This window comes from Thiothrix sp. UBA5583 (genome assembly GCA_002425225.1).
In the GTDB taxonomy this organism is placed as follows: domain Bacteria; phylum Pseudomonadota; class Gammaproteobacteria; order Thiotrichales; family Thiotrichaceae; genus Thiothrix; species Thiothrix moscowensis.
Genome location: DILV01000018.1, coordinates 89,205 through 108,075 on the forward strand (window position 1 = coordinate 89,205; position 18,871 = coordinate 108,075).

At 52.7% G+C, this 18,871-nt stretch carries 18 protein-coding genes; 5 read left to right on the forward strand and 13 right to left on the reverse strand.

Annotation, left to right across the window (positions count from 1 at the left end):
* Positions 1–80: 80 nt before the first annotated feature.
* The 5 genes from rimI to B2U47_RS06690 all read right to left on the reverse strand — a co-directional run bounded on the left by rimI (position 81) and on the right by B2U47_RS06690 (position 4,074).
* Positions 81–551: a ribosomal protein S18-alanine N-acetyltransferase gene (rimI, locus tag B2U47_RS06670; protein ID WP_296675369.1), complete on the reverse strand. Its 471-nt coding sequence runs from the start codon at positions 549–551 to the stop codon at positions 81–83.
* Positions 541–1,215: a uracil-DNA glycosylase gene (locus tag B2U47_RS06675; RefSeq protein WP_296683027.1), complete on the reverse strand. Its 675-nt coding sequence runs from the start codon at positions 1,213–1,215 to the stop codon at positions 541–543. The genes rimI and B2U47_RS06675 overlap by 11 nt, the downstream gene beginning before the upstream one ends.
* Positions 1,216–1,338: 123 nt before the next feature.
* The gene (locus tag B2U47_RS06680; protein ID WP_296675364.1) at positions 1,339–2,889 is read right to left on the reverse strand and encodes a 2-isopropylmalate synthase; all 1,551 of its coding nucleotides are present in this window, start codon (positions 2,887–2,889) and stop codon (positions 1,339–1,341) included.
* A 199-nt stretch (positions 2,890–3,088) separates the two neighbouring features.
* On the reverse strand, positions 3,089–3,871 hold the full coding sequence (pssA, locus tag B2U47_RS06685) for a CDP-diacylglycerol--serine O-phosphatidyltransferase (protein ID WP_296675362.1): 783 nt from the start codon (positions 3,869–3,871) through the stop codon (positions 3,089–3,091).
* A gap of 83 nt (positions 3,872–3,954) precedes the next feature.
* Positions 3,955–4,074, reverse strand: a complete 120-nt coding sequence (locus B2U47_RS06690; protein WP_296675359.1) for a DUF3149 domain-containing protein — start codon at positions 4,072–4,074, stop codon at positions 3,955–3,957.
* Between the two features lie 174 nt (positions 4,075–4,248).
* Here B2U47_RS06690 and fnr point away from each other — a divergent pair, with 174 nt between their 5' ends.
* A complete protein-coding gene (fnr, locus tag B2U47_RS06695) occupies positions 4,249–5,001 on the forward strand; it encodes a fumarate/nitrate reduction transcriptional regulator Fnr (RefSeq protein WP_296675357.1) in 753 nt (250 codons plus the stop codon).
* A gap of 5 nt (positions 5,002–5,006) precedes the next feature.
* On the opposite strand, the gene hemN is transcribed toward fnr, so the two are convergent.
* The 7 genes from hemN to ccoN all read right to left on the reverse strand — a co-directional run bounded on the left by hemN (position 5,007) and on the right by ccoN (position 11,887).
* Positions 5,007–6,392, reverse strand: a complete 1,386-nt coding sequence (hemN, locus tag B2U47_RS06700; RefSeq protein WP_296675354.1) for an oxygen-independent coproporphyrinogen III oxidase — start codon at positions 6,390–6,392, stop codon at positions 5,007–5,009.
* Positions 6,393–6,669: 277 nt separating this feature from the next.
* On the reverse strand, positions 6,670–7,173 hold the full coding sequence (locus B2U47_RS06705) for a FixH family protein (RefSeq protein ID WP_296675351.1): 504 nt from the start codon (positions 7,171–7,173) through the stop codon (positions 6,670–6,672).
* A 15-nt stretch (positions 7,174–7,188) separates the two neighbouring features.
* Positions 7,189–8,559, reverse strand: coding sequence for a cytochrome c oxidase accessory protein CcoG (ccoG, locus tag B2U47_RS06710; RefSeq protein ID WP_296675349.1), 1,371 nt, complete (start codon positions 8,557–8,559; stop codon positions 7,189–7,191).
* A 181-nt stretch (positions 8,560–8,740) separates the two neighbouring features.
* Complete coding sequence (gene ccoP, locus B2U47_RS06715) at positions 8,741–9,634, reverse strand: cytochrome-c oxidase, cbb3-type subunit III (RefSeq protein ID WP_296675347.1); 894 nt, start codon at positions 9,632–9,634, stop codon at positions 8,741–8,743.
* Positions 9,631–9,810, reverse strand: a complete 180-nt coding sequence (locus tag B2U47_RS06720) for a cbb3-type cytochrome oxidase subunit 3 (RefSeq protein ID WP_296675343.1) — start codon at positions 9,808–9,810, stop codon at positions 9,631–9,633. The genes ccoP and B2U47_RS06720 overlap by 4 nt, the downstream gene beginning before the upstream one ends.
* A 5-nt stretch (positions 9,811–9,815) precedes the next feature.
* Positions 9,816–10,436 carry a cytochrome-c oxidase, cbb3-type subunit II gene (gene ccoO, locus B2U47_RS06725; RefSeq protein WP_296675340.1) on the reverse strand — a complete coding sequence of 207 codons (621 nt, stop codon included), beginning with the start codon at positions 10,434–10,436 and terminating at the stop codon, positions 9,816–9,818.
* An 11-nt stretch (positions 10,437–10,447) separates the two neighbouring features.
* Entirely contained in the window at positions 10,448–11,887 is a 1,440-nt protein-coding gene (ccoN, locus tag B2U47_RS06730) for a cytochrome-c oxidase, cbb3-type subunit I (protein WP_296675336.1), read from the reverse strand.
* Positions 11,888–12,233: 346 nt separating this feature from the next.
* Between ccoN and B2U47_RS06735 the strand changes: the two genes are divergently transcribed.
* Positions 12,234–13,436 (forward strand): glycosyltransferase, encoded by a 1,203-nt coding sequence (locus tag B2U47_RS06735; RefSeq protein ID WP_296675332.1) that lies wholly within the window; start codon positions 12,234–12,236, stop codon positions 13,434–13,436.
* Between the two features lie 7 nt (positions 13,437–13,443).
* On the opposite strand, the gene B2U47_RS06740 is transcribed toward B2U47_RS06735, so the two are convergent.
* Positions 13,444–14,361 (reverse strand): LysR family transcriptional regulator, encoded by a 918-nt coding sequence (locus B2U47_RS06740; protein WP_296675331.1) that lies wholly within the window; start codon positions 14,359–14,361, stop codon positions 13,444–13,446.
* A 283-nt stretch (positions 14,362–14,644) separates the two neighbouring features.
* On the opposite strand from B2U47_RS06740, the gene ppsA reads away from it, so the two are divergent.
* The 3 genes from ppsA to folD are packed head-to-tail and all read left to right on the forward strand — an operon-like array spanning position 14,645 to position 18,772.
* Entirely contained in the window at positions 14,645–17,026 is a 2,382-nt protein-coding gene (gene ppsA, locus B2U47_RS06745) for a phosphoenolpyruvate synthase (protein WP_296675328.1), read from the forward strand.
* Complete coding sequence (gene ppsR / locus B2U47_RS06750) at positions 17,026–17,856, forward strand: posphoenolpyruvate synthetase regulatory kinase/phosphorylase PpsR (RefSeq protein WP_296675327.1); 831 nt, start codon at positions 17,026–17,028, stop codon at positions 17,854–17,856. Before ppsA ends, ppsR begins: the two co-directional genes overlap by 1 nt.
* 58 nt (positions 17,857–17,914) lie before the next feature.
* Positions 17,915–18,772 carry a bifunctional methylenetetrahydrofolate dehydrogenase/methenyltetrahydrofolate cyclohydrolase FolD gene (gene folD / locus B2U47_RS06755; protein ID WP_296675322.1) on the forward strand — a complete coding sequence of 286 codons (858 nt, stop codon included), beginning with the start codon at positions 17,915–17,917 and terminating at the stop codon, positions 18,770–18,772.
* The last annotated feature ends 99 nt before the right edge of the window (positions 18,773–18,871 follow it).

Here is an 18,871-nt window from a genome sequence, read left to right on the forward strand (position 1 = left end):
ACAATATAGCCGTCACTTACACCAGAAAGTGGTAATAATACCACTACTAACCACTAACACATACCCCATCTGCAACCTTTTTACAACACCCACAGCAATGTTTTTGCCATGACGATGGCATCTTCCCGCCCAACTGCCGCCGGGTAGTAACCCTTGCGTACCCCGACCTCATTGAAACCAGCATTCAGATATAGACGAATCGCCTGAAAATTCGATTGGCGTACTTCCAGAAAACAGGTTTCTGCTTTGGCTCCACGTGCAATCCGCTCCAGTGTACCAAGCAAACGGCTGCCCAGACGCTTGCCCTGATCCAGTGGACGAACACAAATATTCAACAGGTGCATTTCATCCAGCACGAACATCATCATGGCGTAACCGCAAATTTGCCCATCCTGCTCATAAACCCAGCCGGAATAACCGTGTTTGAGGCAATCCATAAAAATACCCTGCGTCCAGGGATAGGGAAAAGCCGCTTGTTCAACCTGCATCACTGCCTCAATATCATCGGCAGTCATGGGGCGCAACGGTAACAAATCGGTTTCAGCGGACATAACGGGCAGCAACTTCGCGGGCAAACAGCAAATCCTGCCACGCTTTGCGTTTGTCGGCAGGTTGGCGTAACAGGTAGGCAGGGTGATAAGTCACCACAACGGGTGTACGGCTGACAGGAGCAAGATGCTCGCGCCCGCGTAAACGCGCCAGTGGTGCGTCAGTTTGTAGCATGTTTTGCGCAGCAATGCGCCCTACCACCAAAATCAGGGCGGGATTGACCAACTCGATCTGCCTTTCCAAATAGCCCCGACAGTTGGCTGCTTCATCCGGTTTGGGATCACGGTTGTTGGGAGGGCGGCATTTGAGGACATTGGCAATATACACCGTTTCACGCGGCATCCCGATGGCTGCCAGCATGTTGTTGAGCAATTGCCCGGCTTTGCCCACAAACGGTAGCCCCTGTTTGTCTTCCTCTGCACCGGGTGCTTCCCCGATTACCATCCAAACAGCCTGCTGGTTGCCGGTGCCAAATACGGTCTGGGTACGGGTTTTGGCAAGATCGCAACGGGTGCAGGACTGGACGGTGGCGCGGAGTTCGTCCCAGGAGAGGTGGGAGCAAGAAGAACCCCTCACCCCCCGCCCCGCACCCAGCCGCTCTTCGCGTCGTCCCTCAAGGGGAGAGGGGAGTGAAGAAGGGTACGAGTTTAGCAGAACGGATGGCATCTCTTCCTCCCCCTCTCCCCTTGAGGGAGAGGGGGGCGGGGGGTGAGGGGTATCTTTCGGCTTCCACACCGGAATCCCCATCGCCTGCATGTACCTGTCCCGCAGTTGCGCATCCACCGACGCTTACACCCCGTCGTGCTGGTGCGGATGCGCCCGCTGATCCTGACTGGCGAGCTTGTTCCACGCATCCACATAGGCCTTGGCAGAGGCAATCACGATGTCGGTATCCGCGCCATGCCCGTGGATGATGCGCCCTGCCTTTTCCAGACGTACCGTTACCTCACCCTGTGCATCCGTACCGCTGGTAATGTTGCTGACGGAATACAGCGCCAGCGTGGCGGTTTCACCAACAATACTTTCAATCGCCTTGTAGACCGCATCAACCGGGCCACCGCCCACCGCCGTAGCAGTTTGTTCCTTGCCTTGTGTTTTCAGGGTCACACTGGCTTGCGGCGCTTCACCCGTTGAGGAACAGACGTGGGAAGACACCAGTTCATACGCGACCTGTTCCTGTGCGGAACGCGCATCCATCATCAGCACCATCAGGTCTTCGTCGAAGATGTCGTGCTTACGATCTGCCAAATCCTTGAAGCGCGAGAACGCGGTATTCAATTCTTCTTCCGATTTCAGCTCAATGCCTAGCTCCTGCAAGCGGGTCTTGAGGGCGTTACGCCCGGAATGCTTGCCAAGGACAATCTTGTTGTCTGTCCAACCAACATCTTGCGCCCGCATGATTTCATAGGTTTCACGATGCTTGAGCACGCCGTCCTGATGGATGCCGGATTCATGCGCAAACGCATTCGCACCAACAATGGCCTTGTTCGGCTGCACGGGAAAACCGGTGACACTGGAAACCAGGCGTGAGGTTGGCACAATGTGAGTGGTGTCGATACGGGTTTCGACCGGGAATACATCGGCACGGGTACGCACTGCCATGACCACTTCTTCCAGAGAAGCATTACCGGCACGTTCCCCCAGACCATTGATCGTACACTCTACCTGTCGCGCACCATTCAGGACGGCTGACAAGGAGTTGCCAACAGCCAAACCCAAGTCATTGTGGCAATGTACCGAGAAAATCGCCTTGTCCGCATTCGGAATGGTTTTGATCAAACGGCCTACAATATCACCAAATACGGAGGGAATCTGATAACCAACGGTGTCCGGGATGTTGATGGTACGTGCCCCGGCAGCAATGGCAGCTTCGATGACCCGGCACAGGAAATCAAATTCGGAACGCCCGGCATCTTCACAGGAAAACTCGACATCATCGGTGTAGTTACGCGCACGTTTCACTGCATACACCGCCTGTTCCACCACCTGATCCGGTGTCATGCGCAACTTGTTCTGCATGTGGATGGGAGATGTGGCAATAAACGTATGGATACGCCCGGAATTGGCAGGTTTGATGGCTTCGGCAGCACGGTCAATATCCTTGTCCAGTGCGCGGGCAAGCCCGCAGACTGTGCTGTCCTTCACGAGGCTGGCAATGGCTTTGACCGACTCAAAGTCACCGGAGCTGGCAATCGGGAAACCAGCTTCGATAACATCCACCCGCATTTTTTCCAGCATCAGGGCAATGCGGATTTTCTCTTCCTGCGTCATGGATGCGCCAGGGCTTTGCTCCCCATCGCGCAAAGTGGTATCAAAAATAATCAAACGCTCTTTTGACATGAGTTATGCTCCAAATCACGGCTGCACTGCTTGATTTGCAACCGGGGTATCAATCTGAAAGTGGGGGTAATGATAGCGCGTATGGCCCCGCCGGGCGTAAGAATTTATGCCGCCCAGCCGGGCAGTCGCAGGAAGGGAAAGAATAGAATGTAGCGATTGGCTTTCATGTCACAAACGCTACAACAAAGCGGGTAGAACTTCAAGCATCCATATCTTTTTTACGCCGCTGAAAACGCCGCCAGCGTCGCCATGCCCACAATACCGGGCCTGACAAGGCATACAACAGGAAAACCCCAAACAAGACTTTGGGTGGGTCAATTGTCGTCAAGGCAAACACCAGCAACACCACCAGTACCGCCACAAACGGCACGCGATTACGCAGGTCAAAATCCTTGAAACTGTAGAAGCTGACATTACTGACCATCAGCAACCCCGCCGCCAAAGTCAGGAACAGAGCTGGAATCTGTACATTGCGTCCAGTTACATCCAGATCGTGAAAAACCCACACCATACCCACCATCAGGGCTGCTGACGCAGGACTTGGCAAACCAACGAAGAAACGCTTGTCCACCTTGCCAATTTGCACATTGAAACGCGCCAGCCGCAACGCAGCACACGCCACATAGACAAACGCCGCCAACCAGCCTGCCTTGCCCCATGCCGCGCCGGAAGACTGTAAATGCACCAGCGCCCACTGATACATCACCAGCCCTGGTGCAACACCAAAGGAAATCAGATCCGCCATACTGTCGTATTGCGCCCCAAATTCCGATTGGGTATTGGTCATGCGGGCAACCCGCCCATCCAGCCCATCCAGAATCATGGCGACAAACACGGCCACAGCGGCTGCCTCAAACTTCCCCTGCATGGCAGCAACGACGGCGTAGAAGCCAGCAAACATGGCTCCTGTCGTCAACAAATTGGGTAAAAGGTAAATCCCCTTGCGCGGAGGAGTTTTTAATTCTGCTTGATTATCTTCCACTTTAGAACATTTCCCGGTTACTGAGGTATCAGCATATTAGCCAGCAATCTGAGCAAAGTGAAATGTATTTTCGCGGCTGACTGTTACTTCTCGCCTGACTTTTTGACGAACAACCAGCCAAAGTACGAAACAATCACTATTGTCACCACGATAACCAACAAGCTCAAAATGCCTGTCCAGCTTCCAAACATTAGTTCCGCCATGATAGCCTATGCTCCTATACTACCGATAATAAACGTGTACAATGCACAGTTTAGGCGAATAGACTTACAGCGTTTTGATTTACATCAAGAAACCATCAGCTTTGAAGGGCATGGGAGAGCCGTCCGAGGGAAAATCGGCGTGCTATTGACAATTATCACAGTTTGGAATGACGCATGAAGACAGTCCCTTTGCACAATGCCAAAAAGCCAGCCGTTGCCTGCAACAATTGCAGCCTGAGCGAGCTGTGTCTGCCGCGTGGCCTCAACAGTGAAGAGCTGGAATTACTGGAAAACTCCATCAACAAAACCGTCAAGATCAAGAAAAAAGACTACCTGTTCCACCGCGATGACAAACAGCACGCCATCTTTGCCGTCAAGGCCGGAGCCATCAAAACCTCGCTATCGACCCCTGACGGTGAAGAACAAATCCTCGGCTTCTATCTGCCCGGTGACTTGCTCGGCTTCGATGCATTTTCCCGCGACCGCCACACCTGCGACGCCCAGGCACTGGATGACACATTGGTCTGCGAATTAAGCATGGACAACTTTCAGGAACTGTGCGGCATGTTGCCCGTCATGCGCGGGCAAATGATGCGGCAGATTGGGGCAGAAATTGAGCGGGAACAAATGCTGTTACTGACATTGGGACAAATGCGCACCGAAGAACGCCTAGCAACTTTCCTCTCGAGTCTGGCAGAACGTAACAAGGAACGTGGTTTCTCCAGCACCGAATTCAACTTACCGATGGCACGCCACGATCTCGCCAACTATTTGGGCATGGCGGTCGAAACTCTGAGCCGCATGTTTTCTCGCTTGCAGGAAGAAAAAATCATTGCGGTACAGCACCGTTTGGTCAAAATCGAAGATCCAAACCGCCTGAAACAACTCGCGCATCACACCTGCCGCCCTGCTAGCGATGCGCTATAAGCGCATCAGATAACCCGAGAGAACCGCTGCTGCACCGTTTGCTTGCGTAAACTGACATCAAACACCATGCAAATATTGCGGATCAAGAAACGCCCACGCGGTGTTACTGCCAAACCTGTTGTCGTGAATTGCAGCAATGCATCCTCTGCCATCGGCTGGAGCATTTCCAGTTCACGGGCAAAATAATCGGCAAACTCCAGCTTGAACAAGCGTTCCACCTGGGTGAAATCCAGTTCAAAATGACAAGCCAGTTGCTGAATGATATAGCGGCGCAGCACATCATCCTCATCCAGCGTCAGCCCCTTAATGACCGGAAAATGACCTGAATCAAGAGCCGCATAATACTCATCCAGTGTTTTGGCATTCTGGCTATAGCATTCCGCCACACTGCTGATGGAACTGACCCCCATCCCCACCAGATCACAGTCTGCATGGGTAGTATACCCCTGGAAATTGCGGTGCAACGTACCGTTACGCTGGGCAATCGCCAATTCATCATCCGGCTTGGCGAAATGATCCATGCCGATGTATTCGTAACCAGCCCCAGTCAAATGCTCTACCGCCAGTTGCATGATTTGCAACTTGGTTTCAGCAGATGGCAAATCGGCCTCATTGATGCGGCGCTGCGGCTTGAACAGATTGGGCATGTGCGCATAGTTGAACACTGAAATCCGGTCAGGCGAGAGTGCAATGATCGTATCCAGCGTCTGGCGAAAACTGTCAACTGTCTGAAATGGCAAACCGTAGATCAAGTCCACACTGATGGATTTCGCCCCATAAGCACGGCAGGCATCAATCACCGCACGGGTCTGTTCAATCGGTTGAATGCGATTGACAGCAACCTGTACTCTTTCATCCACATCCTGCACGCCGAGGCTGAAGCGGTTGAAACCGATTTCACGCAACACCCCAATGGTTTCTGGCGTTACCGAACGCGGGTCGATCTCGATGGAATAGTCGCAATCGTCGCCCGTATACAGGGAAAAATGCTGGCGGGTCTTTTCCATCAATGCACGCATTTCATCGTGATTGAGGAAGGTTGGCGTACCCCCACCCCAGTGCAACTGCTCCACCATGCGGTCACTGTCGTACAACTTTGCCTGCATTTCGATTTCGCGGAACAGGTACGCCAGGTATTTTTCTGACAGGGAACGATCCTTGGTCGCAATCTTGTTACAAGCACAATAGAAACAGACCGTATCGCAAAACGGAATGTGGAAATACAGTGATAGTGGCAACGGGATCGGATCTTCGTTGCTCATGTAGACATGAGCCTTGTACTCATCTTCCGTAAATGCCCCAAAAGCGACTGCTGTAGGGTAAGACGTATAACGCGGCCCTGCCGTATCATACCGGCGGATCAAGTCTGCATCGAACTGGACTGTACTCATACCAACCTCTTTTACTGCCGCGAACCCCCGGCAGGCTACATAAATGCAGTATCTGATCAACAATTACAAGGGATTGAAATAAAACATCAATCTTAGTTGACTTGTATCAAGAAACCGAAATTCGACAGATTGTAAACCACATAAAAAAAGAGTGTAATAGCTCCCGAAGGTTGTTGAAGTCGATGTTCGTTACCTCCTCTAAATCAGCAATCTTCAACGCTCTACATACCCTAAAGCACTTGGGCCCTCGCAAGAGGGCCTTCTTTTTGTGATCCGTTTATTGTGCTGGTTGAAGGCTCACAGCCGTACTGTCTGCCCTCGGCAATGTGCCATCCAAACGCCAGCTTGCGTCCAGCGGCAGCAATTGCGCATACCACTTCCCGGCAGATAGGGCATGGATACGCCCCGTCCACTGCCCGGCAGCGTGCTTGCTCAACAACACCTCCTGATCACGGTCAGGAAACGTGGCGTGGAACACTTTCAATACCAATTGCTGCTGATCTTGTACCACCGCATTATCCAAGGTCAGAGTGACCGTTTGCCCGTTAAATGCCAGATTGCCTTGCAAACCCAGTTCAGTCGCTTTTTGCCCCTTTGCCAACGAATGATTAATGGCTTTGCCCACTTTATAGTAGTCATCCACCACCAAGCCACTGCTGCCGGAAGCCGCCAGTGAGTAAGTGTACAGCCCCGCCACCACCGCCGTCGCAGGCATGACCATCAACAGCCACGGCCACGGCTGCTTGTACCACGGGGTATTGTCTTTTACATCAACGTACATATGCTCTACCTCTGACTAGTTTGGCCCCAGGAAACGGGCTTTCTGGGTTTGTGCTACGGTTGGGTCATCTTGTGCTTCAATATGGAACATCACTTCCTGACTGCGGCTGCTCATTTTGTCAGGGTTGACAATAACCTTGACCGGCACTTCCGCCACTTTGCCAGAGCCAAGATGCACATTCTCAGCCCCTTGCAGCTTGATACCGTCAATACCGGCAATGGTAATGTTATAGTGGTGTTCCCGCTCGTCCATATTCATGATTTTCAAGGTATAAATATTTTCGACATTGCCATCACCGGTATCACGGAACAGCGCGTTGCGATCTCGGATAATGTCCATTTCCAGCGGCACACGTTGCATCACGGAATACATCAGCGCCGCCGTAATCGCCAGCAGTAAACCGGCATAAATGTAAGTCCGCCCACGCAGGATATGGGTTTTGCCGCCTTGCAGGGCATGTTCGGTGGTGTAACGTACCAACCCACGCGAATAGCCCATTTTGTCCATGATGCTGTCGCAAGCATCAATACATGCCGCGCAACCGATACACTCGTATTGCAAACCCTTGCGGATGTCGATCCCGGTTGGGCAAACCTGCACACACAAGGTGCAATCCACGCAATCACCTTTATCGCTGGGCTTGTCTGCACCACGTTTGCGCGAACCGCGTGGCTCACCACGTGCCTCGTCATACGACACGATCAGGGTATCTTTATCGAACATGGCACTTTGAAAACGTGCATACGGGCACATATACAGGCAAATTTGTTCACGCAGGAAACCAGCGTTGCCATAAGTCGCCAGCCCATAAAACAGAATCCAGAACAATGCCCAGCCGCCAATAATGCCACTACTGAGTTCAAACCACAGTTCATCCACTGGCACAAAGAAGCCTACAAAGGTAAAACCGGTCCACAGTGAGAAAAACAGCCACAGTGCGTGTTTAATCGCTTTCTTGCCGATTTTGACCCGATCCCACGGCGCATTGTCGAGTTTGATCTGTTGCGGGCGATCACCTTCCACCCATTGCTCAATCCAGATAAATACCTCACTCCACACGGTTTGCGGGCAGGCGTAACCGCACCAAACCCTCCCCGCCAGCGCGGTGACAAAGAACAGCAACAATGCCGCTAAAATTAGGATAACCGCCAGATAGAAAAAGTCCTGCGGCCAGAATGTCATGCCAAACAGATAGAATTTACGGGCAGGCAAATCGAACAACACCAGTTGCTGGTCGTTCCATTTCAGCCAGGGCAACAAATAAAACAACCCCAGCAAACCCCACACCGAAATCTTGCGCAAGGTCGTAAACAAACCTTTGGTTTGGCGTGGGTAGATTTTCTGATGTTCTTTGTAGAACCCGCTACTTTGCTTATTGCTGGACATACCAATACCCTTCAACCTGAATGAGTCACAAGACCCGTAAGCTAGCACGCAACACGGTGAATTTATTTGATAAAAAGCGGATTGGAAAACAGTTTGTTGCTTTACGAACCACTTTTCAGATATTTGTCAAAGATTGCCCCCCTCCCATTGAGGGAGAGGGGGTAGCGTGAGGGGTTCTCACCTACTTCTGTGACAAACCATACACATAAGCTGCCAGCAAGTGCACCTTATCTTCCCCAAGGAAGTCAGCGTGCGCAGGCATCTGCCCCATACGCCCGTTGGCAATGGTTTCCTTGATGGTGTCAACCGAAGAGCCATACAACCAGGTGTTGTCAGTCAGGTTCGGGCCACCCAATGCCTGATTGCCTTTGCCATCCGCACCGTGGCAAGCCAGACAGCCATTAGCGGTGAACAGTTGTTGACCTTGCGCCACTTTGGCAGCATCGGCTTCACGACCACTCAGACTCATGACGTAATTGGCTAACGCATCAATACCGGCTGCATCCACCCGATCCTTGTGCGGCGGCATCACCCCATTACGCCCGGCAAGGATGGATTGCTTGATTTGCTCCGGTGCACCACCGTACAGCCAATCCGCATCCGCAAGGTTAGGGAAACCCTTGGCCCCTTCCGCATCCGACCCGTGGCATTGAGCGCAGTAGCTCAGGAACATGCGCCGCCCCATTCCCTGGGCTTCTTCGTTTTTCGCAACCTGGTCAATTGGCAAGGCAGCGAATTTCTTGAAGACCGGATCATAAGTAGCCGCTGCTTGCTCCATCTCAGCCCCGTATTGACTGCCCTGTGACGACCAGTTCAACAAGCCTTTGAAAGAACCCAGACCTGGGAACAGCGCCATGTAAGCCAAGCCGAAGATGATGGTGATGTAAAACAACCACAACCACCAGCGCGGCATCGGGTTATTGTACTCTTCCAGACCATCCCATTGATGGCCTGTCACGTCACCCTCTGCTGCTTCACCCGGACGGGTTTTCGTTGTCCAGCGAATCAGCCAGTAACAGGCAAAAATATTGCCCAATGTGATCAGGATAATCCAACCACTCCAGAAACCACTCATTTGTCTACCTCCTTAACTGACGCACTGTGCACACTTTCCTCTTGCTCATCGAAGATGGAACTTGCAGCACTATCGAAACGCTGTTGACGCCGCTTGCTGTAAGCCCACCACACGACCGCAAAAAAAGCGATCATCACCAGTAACGTCGAAATACCTCGGAAATCACTGTAGTCCATCTTGCTCACCGTTGGGTTTTGAGAGCCGTACCCAAGTTTTGCAGGTAAGCGATGAGCGCCTCCATTTCGGTCTTGCCCTTCACCTCGTCCGCACCCTTGGCGATTTCCTCATCGGTATAAGGAACACCCAGCGTCTGCATGGTTTTCATCTTGGCAGCCGTATCCGCGCCATCCAGCACGTTTGCAGCCAGCCATGGATAACCCGGCATATTGGACTCTGGCACTACGTCACGTGGATTGGTCAGGTGAACACGATGCCAGTCATTGCTGTAACGCCCGCCAACACGTGCCAGATCAGGGCCAGTACGCTTGGAACCCCACTGGAACGGATGGTCGTAGACAAATTCGCCTGCGACAGAGTAATGCCCGTAACGCTCGGTTTCAGCCCGGAATGGACGGATCATCTGTGAATGGCAGTTGTAACAACCTTCACGGATATACACATCACGTCCTTCAAGCTGTAACGCGCTGTACGGTTTCAATCCTGCCACCGCTTCAGTCGTGTCTTTGACAAAGAACAGAGGCACAATCTGCGCCAAGCCCCCAAAGCTCACCACGATCAAAATCAAAATAGCCATTAAACCGACGTTTTTCTCAACGACTGCATGGCCTGTATTGCTACTCATGGCTGACCTCCTTAGTGTGCTGCGGCGGGAATGGCATCATCAGCAGCCTTGTTGCTACCAGCGACGGTTTTCCACACGTTGTATGCCATCATAAACATGCCAGTCAGTACCATCAGACCACCCAGCAAACGCACGGTGTAGTAAGGGTAAGTGGCTTCAACAGACTGTACAAAGCTGTAAGTCAATGTACCGTCAGCATTCACTGCACGCCACATCAAGCCTTGCATCACCCCGGAAATCCACATGGAAGCGATATACAACACCACCCCAACCGTCATGACCCAGAAATGGATTTCAATCAGCTTGGTGCTATACATACCGTCACGTCCGAACAGCTTTGGAACCAAAGCGTAAATCGAACCAATGGAAATCATTGCTACCCAGCCCAGTGCGCCGGAGTGAACGTGACCAACCGTCCAGTCAGTGTAGTGGGAAAGTTCGTTGACGGTTTTGATCGCCATCATCGGCCCTTCAAAAGTTGACATGCCGTAGAATGACAGTGAAACCACCATAAAACGCAAGATTGGATCAGTACGCAATTTATGCCAAGCACCGGAAAGCGTCATGATACCGTTGATCATACCGCCCCAGCTTGGAGCCAGCAGGATCAGCGAGAACACCATACCCAGAGACTGAGTCCAGTCAGGCAGCGCGGTGTAATGCAGATGGTGCGGGCCTGCCCACATGTAAGTGGAAATCAACGCCCAGAAATGCACCACTGACAAACGATAAGAGTAAACCGGGCGGTTAGCCTGTTTCGGAACGAAGTAATACATCATCCCCAGGAAGCCTGCTGTCAAGAAGAAACCGACCGCGTTATGCCCGTACCACCACTGCACCATTGCATCAATCGCACCCGGATAAGCAGAGTAAGACTTCATCATGTCACCCGCGCCAAACAATGCGGTTGGCAGAGCAGCACTATTCACCACATGCAGCAAGGCAACGGTCAGGATGAATGCGCCGTAGAACCAGTTTGCCACATAGATGTGCGGCGTTTTGCGCTTCATAATCGTACCGAAGAACAGGATGGCATAAGCGACCCACACTACGGTAATCAGCAAGTCAATTGGCCATTCCAGTTCCGCATATTCTTTGGAAGACGTGATGCCCAAGGGCAGAGTAATCGCCGCCAGCAGGATGATCAACTGCCAACCCCAGAACACGAAGGATGCCAAGCCATCAGACAGCAGCCGGGTATGACAAGTACGCTGTACCACATACAGCGAGGTCGCAAACAGGGCAGAACCCCCGAAAGCAAAGATGACTGCATTGGTATGCAGCGGACGTAAACGGCTGTACGTGAGCCACGGAATATCAAAGTTGAGTTCCGGCCAACGTAATTGCGCGGCAATAAGCACGCCTACCAACATGCCGACGATCCCCCAGATCACCGTCATAATGGCAAACTGCCGCACGACCTTGTAATTGTAGGTCTGCTGGTTTTGCATAAATTCCTCCGACAGAGTTAAAGGCAACACCGGGCCAAGCCATTACACACACCATGCTGTGTGAAATCACACACCCGATTTGCGAAGCATCTATCAGAGAGACCACCCCATGCTTGACTAAAGTCAAAATCCTGCTGTTGTAAATTGACTACAAACCCTAAAACTGCAAGTTAATGACATATATCAAGAAAACCAATCATGGCTAATTATAAAAATTCAGCAGCGAGCCAATCATCGCACCAATCTATCCGATTGACATTGAGAGGCTTTTACACAAAAGCACGGCTGCTATGCTGGTCGCCAGCCTACACAATAACCCGTTAATGCCTGTTTTCTGGTGCACAACATGTTCAAACAATACAAACGAATCCGGGTCGTACACATCATTACCAATCTGTCACATCATGGCTCCAGCATGATGCTGTACCGCTTGATGGCGCATACCGACCGCAGCCGGTTTGAACCGATTGTCATATCGCTGGACAGGGGGGATGACTTCAAGGAAAAGATCAGCGCACATGGCATTCCCGTGCATACTTTCAACATGAGCAGCAGTCTCAGCTTCGGCGCACATGTCGTCAAACTGGCACACATGTTGCGCAAATTATCGCCAGACATCCTGCAAGGCTGGCAATATCATGGCAATTTGGCGGTTTCCTTAGTCAGCAAACTGCTTCCCAAACCACCGGTACTGCTTTGGAATGTACGTCAGACGGTGTATGACATTGAACAGGAATCAAACAGCAATCACTGGGCGATTGGTTTTTTGCGACGCCTGACCAATACACCCGCCCGCATCATCTACAACTCATGGATCAGTGAAGGGCAACACACCCGTCTCGGTTACAGTGAGCAAAAAAGCCAGGTCATTGCCAACGGTTTTGACCTCCAGATGTTTGCTCCTAACGCCCACAGCCGGGAGATTATCCGTCAGCAACTGGAAATTCCCGAAAAAGCCACTGTGATCGGCATGATTGCTCATCACCAACCTGCCAAAAATCACCGCTTGTTTATCGAGGCAGCGCATCTGCTGGCGCGTCACGACCCTGATGTCCATTTCATACTTGCCGGAAACAGGGTAACGGCAGATAACCATGACATTGCCACCTTATTGCAACGTTTCCCTGAACTGCACGAGCGGCTGCACCTGCTGGGCAACCGCCAGGACATCCCTGCTCTATTAAACAGCATGGACATTTTCAGCCTGACCTCATCCAGTGGGGAAGGTTTTTCCAATGTCGTCGGAGAAGCCATGGCCTGCGGGGTTCCCTGCATCGTGACCGATGTAGGCGATACGCCGCTGCTGGTAGGCAAAACCGGCGAGACCATAAAAAATGCCACAGCATCCTCCCTCGCTTTTGCTTGGCTGGAATGGATCAATGCGGGTGAAATATGGCGACAGGAACAGGGGCAACAGGCACGACAACGTATCCAACGGCATTACCGCATCCAGCATATTGCCCGACAGTATCAGGATATTTACGAAAGCCTGTACCACGCCCATGCAGCAGGAACGCATTCCTTTTTTTCACAACTGCAAATAGCCTGAAAGTTCGTCACCCGGCCTGTTCATTCTCAAAGAAGGTTTCGTCAAACATTTCGATGAAGCGTTTGGCCTGCGGGGTAAAGAACTTGCCCCTTCGCACGATCAGGCCATAGCTACGCGGCGGGAAGTAATGGCGCAATGGGATAGCATCAATTTTTTCGTCACCGGTCAGACAAACCTCCGTCACGATGGAAATGCCCAGACCATGCTCGACATATTTCTTGACGACTTCCCAGCCGCCTGCCTCCATCGCCACCGAATAGGGCACTTCATTTTGGCGGAATACCGTGTCGATCATCCGCCAGGTACTCATGTTACGGGGTGGTAAAATCAAGCCGTAAGGACTGATGTCCTCTAGGGTAATGTCACGCTCCAGACCGGCCAGCGGATGACCTTTAGCAGTCACCAGAATGGAACCAAATGACGCAAACGGCTTGTAAATGATGCTTTCAGGAATCTGCAACAGCGGGCCTACCGCCAGATCCACCTGATCTTCCAGCAGCATTCTCATGCCGCTTTGCCCTTCCACATTGTGCAAATTGATACGGATACCGGGGTAGGTTTCATTAAACAGCTTCAAGTACTTGGGCAACACATACAAAGCCGTTGATTGCCCAGCAGCGATATTGAGTTCCCCCTGCTCCATCTTGCCCAAACTGGCAGCGAAGGTTTCCTTCAGGCCATCAATCCCGGCAGCAATGGGCTGTACCAGTTGGTACAATATTTTGCCCTCGGGAGTCAAACGCACACTCGGCCCACGCCGTTCCAGCAGCTTTTCCCCCATTTCCCGCTCAAGCGCCTGGATTTGCAAAGAAACCGTCGGCTGACTGATATGCAATTGTTCGGCTGCGTGCGTAATATTTTCCTTTTGGGCAACCACGCAAAAGGTACGCAACAGCTTGTAGCGGGTCTGCTTGTAGTAGTGCATTGCCAATGTAACAACTCCTCCATTAATATTTCAGTATTGTGCAATACAATAGTAATAATTGAAACAATTGATTTTTTACTATAAAGGTTTTTGGGTATCTTACGCGCCAGTTAAACATTCACACCGAATGTTTATCTCATGCTAACTGTGGTGCTTGCGGCGTCTCTTTATGGACGCCGCTCTTTTCCTCTCCCCCCGCCCTATGAAACAATAAACCCAAGCACACAAAATACAAGTAGAGCCCAGCAACCAACCCGCAACTTTGTTTGAAGGAGTCCAGTAAATGGCGGATTACATTCTTTGGTTTGATCAGTTGGGAATGCACGACGTTGGTATCGTCGGCGGCAAAAACGCATCCCTGGGAGAAATGATCAGCAACCTCGCCAACGTCGGTGTCAGTGTACCGAATGGCTTTGCCACCACTACCCACGCCTATCAAGATTTTATCCGCGCTGACGGTCTGGCTGACCGCATCAACGCGCTACTGAACTCACTCAACGTAGACGACATCCACGCCCTCACCGACGCGGGCAAAACCATCCGTGGCTGGGTGATGGATGCACCACTGCCAGAAAAACTGCTGGAAACCGTGCGCGATGCCTATGACACACTAGCGCAAGGCTCTGGCGACACCGCTTCTTTTGCAGTGCGCTCCTCCGCTACGGCTGAAGACTTGCCGGATGCCTCGTTCGCCGGTCAGCAGGAAACCTTCCTCAACGTGCGCGGCCTCGACAATGTGATTGCCGCCATCAAGGAAGTGTTTGCCTCCCTGTATAATGACCGCGCCATCGCCTACCGCGTACACCAGAATTTCGAGCACGACAAAGTGTTCCTGTCTGCCGGTATCCAGAAAATGGTGCGCAGTGACATCGGCGCAAGTGGCGTCATGTTCACCCTCGACACCGAATCCGGCTTCCGTGACGCTGTATTCATCACTGGCGCATATGGCCTAGGCGAAACCGTGGTACAAGGTGCGGTCAACCCGGACGAATTCTACGTTTACAAACCGAACATTGAAGCCGGTCGCCCTGCCATCCTGTCCCGCCGTTTGGGGGCGAAAGCGATTGAAATGGTCTACGCCGCCACCGCTGGCGACGCGCACAACAAAGCCACCCTGACCCGCGATGTCGAACCAGCACGCAGTATGCGTTTCTGCCTCAACGATGAGCAGGTTGAATCCCTGGCACGGCAAGCATTGATCATCGAAAAGCACTACCAGCGTCCGATGGACATCGAATGGGCACTGGATGGCGGCGACGGCAAGCTCTACATCGTGCAAGCCCGCCCGGAAACTGTCGAAAGCCGCGCTTCCGCCACCATCATTGAGCGTTACCAGCTCCAGCAAAAAGGCACTGTGATTGCGGAAGGTCGCGCCATCGGCCAGAAAATCGGCCAAGGCCCAGCCCGCATCATCAGCAGCATCAAACAGATGCACGAAGTCAAGGAAGGCGACGTACTCGTCACCGATATGACCGACCCTGACTGGGAACCGATCATGAAACGCGCCTCCGCCATCGTCACCAATCGCGGCGGGCGTACCTGCCACGCAGCCATCATTGCGCGTGAAATGGGCATCCCCGCTGTCGTCGGCTGCGGCGATGCCACCGACCGCATCGACAGCGGCGCAGAAGTTACCGTTTCCTGTGCGGAAGGCGACACCGGCTTCATTTACAGCGGTATCCTGCCGTTTGAAATACGTACCGCTGACACGGGCAACCTGCCCGACCTTTCCGTCAAGATCATGATGAACGTGGGCAACCCATCCCGTGCGTTTGCCTTCTCCCGCCTGCCCAATGCCGGTATTGGTCTGGCCCGACTGGAATTCATCATCAATAACACCATCGGCATCCACCCCAAAGCATTGCTGGAATACGACAAGCTGCCAGTGGAGTTGATGACCAAAATTGGCAAGAAAATTGCCGGTTACGCCAGCCCGGTCGATTTCTACGTGGAAAAGCTGGTGGAAGGCATCGCCACCCTCGCTGCCGCCTACGCTCCCCACAAAGTCATTGTGCGCATGTCCGACTTCAAGTCGAACGAATACGCCAACCTGATGGCAGGCGACCGTTACGAACCGCACGAAGAAAACCCGATGATCGGCTACCGGGGCGTTTCCCGCTACCTGTCCGCCAACTTCCGTGACTGCTTTGAGCTGGAATGCCGTGCACTGCGCAAAGTGCGCAATGAAATGGGCTTGACCAATGTTGAAGTCATGATCCCGTTCTGCCGCACACTGGAAGAAGCGCAGCAAGTGACCGAACTGCTGGCAACCCAAGGTTTGCAGCGCGGTGAAAACGGTTTGCGCCTGATCATGATGTGCGAAATCCCGTCCAACGCGGTGCTGGCGGAAGAATTCCTCGAATACTTCGACGGTTTCTCCATCGGCTCCAACGACATGACGCAGTTGTCACTCGGTCTTGACCGCGACTCCGGCCTGATTGCTCACCTGTTCGACGAGCGCAACCCGGCAGTGAAAAAGCTGTTGAAAATGGCGATTGAAGCCTGCCACAAGCACGGCAAATACGTGGGTATCTGCGGGCAAGGGCCTTCCGACTACCCGGACTTCGCCGTGTGGCTACACGAACAGGGCATAAGCAGCCTGTCGCTGAACCCGGATACCGTGGTTGACACCTGGCTGCATCTGGCAAGTCTGGACAGCAAATAATGGCTAATCGGCGGACAGTTTTTTACTTATCTGACCGCACTGGCATCACCGTCGAAACGCTGGGTCACAGTTTGCTGACCCAGTTCGATGGCATCCAGTGGCGCAAGGTCAGCATCCCGTTTCTGGATTCCGAAGACAAAGCCCGTGAAGCTGCCGAACAAATCAACCTGATGGCGCAACTGGACGGCTACCGCCCGCTGGTGTTCAGCACTCTGGTCAACCCGGTAGTCCGTGAACATATTCAGCGTGCTGATTGTGCCATTTACGACTTTTTCGACAATTTCATCGACTCGATGGAAAAGGAACTGGGTCAGCAATCGTCCCACGCCATTGGGCGTTCGCATGGCTTGCACGACAATGCGTCCTATACCCGCCGCATTGCTGCCATCAACTTTGCGCAGGCCAATGACGATGGCATCAGCGCCAAAAGCTTTGCCGATGCCGACATCATTCTGGTGGGTGTGTCACGTTCCGGCAAAACGCCTACCTGCCTGTATCTGGCGATGCAGTACGGCATCTATGCCGCCAACTACCCGCTGACCGAAGAGGATATGGATGACAGCAAACTGCCCAAAATCCTGCATCCCTTCCGCACCAAGCTGTTTGGCCTGACCATTACTGCCGAACAATTGCAGCGCATCCGTCAGGAGCGTAAACCTAACAGCCGTTACGCCTCGTTCAGACAATGCCAGCAAGAGCTGGAGTGGCAACAGGATCTGTACCGGCGCGAAAATATTCCCTTCATCAACACGACCGCCATTTCGATTGAGGAAATTGCCACCACCATCCTCAACCGCAGCGGTTTGAAACGGCAGTTGTACGGGGAGTGAGGACAGGGAAGGAGAAAGCTGCGACAATACGCGCTTTTCCTTCCCCGCAGGAATCCCCATGACAGCCCAGATCATTGATGGAAAGAAAGTCTCAGCCGAAGTCCGTGCCGAGGTCAAACAACGTGTTGAAGAACGCTTGGCACGTGGCAAACGCCGCCCTGGCCTTGCCGTTATCCTGATTGGTTCCGACCCTGCTTCACAGGTGTATGTCAGCCACAAACGCAAAGCCTGCGATGAAGTAGGCATTATGTCGCGCTCTTACGACCTACCTGCCGATTCCACCCAACATGAACTGGTGCAACTGGTAGATGAACTCAACCGTGACCCACTGATCGACGGCATTCTGGTGCAACTACCCCTGCCCCCACACTTTGATGCTTCCCTGATCATTGAACAGATTGACCCGCGCAAGGATGTGGATGGCTTCCACCCTGCCAATATCGGCAAACTGGCCTTGCGCATTCCCGGCCTGCGCCCCTGCACCCCGTATGGCGTGATGCGCCTGCTGGATAGTATCGGCGAAGTCTACAAAGGTCGCCATGCGGTAATCGTTGGCGCATCCAACATCGTTGGTCGCCCGATGGCGCTGGAACTATTGCTGGCGGGTGCAACCGTCAGCGTCACCCACCGTTTCAGTGGCAGCATGACCCCCGAACTGGTTCGCCAGGCCGACATCGTGGTGGCAGCCGCAGGCAAGCCGGGCTTGGTGAAAGGCGACTGGATCAAACCGGGTGCAACCGTGATCGACGTGGGCATCAACCGGCTGGAAAACGGTAAACTGACCGGCGATGTGGATTTTTCCTCAGCATCTGAACGGGCGGCGTGGATTACGCCCGTACCGGGCGGTGTTGGCCCCATGACGGTCGCAATGCTGATGAAGAATACGCTGGAAGCGTGCGAGAAGCATTCTTTCTAAAAAATAAAAGGCATCCATCAGGATGCCTTAGCTTCTTATTAGTTAACTTACATCATCACGGCGTGTTGTGTTGTGTAGATTTCCTCGCCAGATGTACTC

Excerpts from the sequence above, each read along its gene's own strand:
- B2U47_RS06690 (WP_296675359.1), bottom strand. The coding sequence starts at position 4,074 with ATGGCGGAACTAATGTTTGGAAGCTGGACAGGCATTTTGAGCTTGTTG.
- ppsR (WP_296675327.1), top strand. The coding sequence starts at position 17,026 with ATGGCTAATCGGCGGACAGTTTTTTACTTATCTGACCGCACTGGCATC.
- ccoP (WP_296675347.1), bottom strand. The coding sequence starts at position 9,634 with ATGAGTGGTTTCTGGAGTGGTTGGATTATCCTGATCACATTGGGCAAT.
- ppsA (WP_296675328.1), top strand. The coding sequence starts at position 14,645 with ATGGCGGATTACATTCTTTGGTTTGATCAGTTGGGAATGCACGACGTT.
- ccoO (WP_296675340.1), bottom strand. The coding sequence starts at position 10,436 with ATGAGTAGCAATACAGGCCATGCAGTCGTTGAGAAAAACGTCGGTTTA.
- ccoN (WP_296675336.1), bottom strand. The coding sequence starts at position 11,887 with ATGCAAAACCAGCAGACCTACAATTACAAGGTCGTGCGGCAGTTTGCC.
- B2U47_RS06680 (WP_296675364.1), bottom strand. The coding sequence starts at position 2,889 with ATGTCAAAAGAGCGTTTGATTATTTTTGATACCACTTTGCGCGATGGG.
- B2U47_RS06735 (WP_296675332.1), top strand. The coding sequence starts at position 12,234 with ATGTTCAAACAATACAAACGAATCCGGGTCGTACACATCATTACCAAT.
- fnr (WP_296675357.1), top strand. The coding sequence starts at position 4,249 with ATGAAGACAGTCCCTTTGCACAATGCCAAAAAGCCAGCCGTTGCCTGC.
- folD (WP_296675322.1), top strand. The coding sequence starts at position 17,915 with ATGACAGCCCAGATCATTGATGGAAAGAAAGTCTCAGCCGAAGTCCGT.
- rimI (WP_296675369.1), bottom strand. The coding sequence starts at position 551 with ATGTCCGCTGAAACCGATTTGTTACCGTTGCGCCCCATGACTGCCGAT.
- B2U47_RS06720 (WP_296675343.1), bottom strand. The coding sequence starts at position 9,810 with ATGGACTACAGTGATTTCCGAGGTATTTCGACGTTACTGGTGATGATC.
- ccoG (WP_296675349.1), bottom strand. The coding sequence starts at position 8,559 with ATGTCCAGCAATAAGCAAAGTAGCGGGTTCTACAAAGAACATCAGAAA.
- B2U47_RS06705 (WP_296675351.1), bottom strand. The coding sequence starts at position 7,173 with ATGTACGTTGATGTAAAAGACAATACCCCGTGGTACAAGCAGCCGTGG.
- hemN (WP_296675354.1), bottom strand. The coding sequence starts at position 6,392 with ATGAGTACAGTCCAGTTCGATGCAGACTTGATCCGCCGGTATGATACG.
- B2U47_RS06675 (WP_296683027.1), bottom strand. The coding sequence starts at position 1,215 with ATGCCATCCGTTCTGCTAAACTCGTACCCTTCTTCACTCCCCTCTCCC.
- B2U47_RS06740 (WP_296675331.1), bottom strand. The coding sequence starts at position 14,361 with ATGCACTACTACAAGCAGACCCGCTACAAGCTGTTGCGTACCTTTTGC.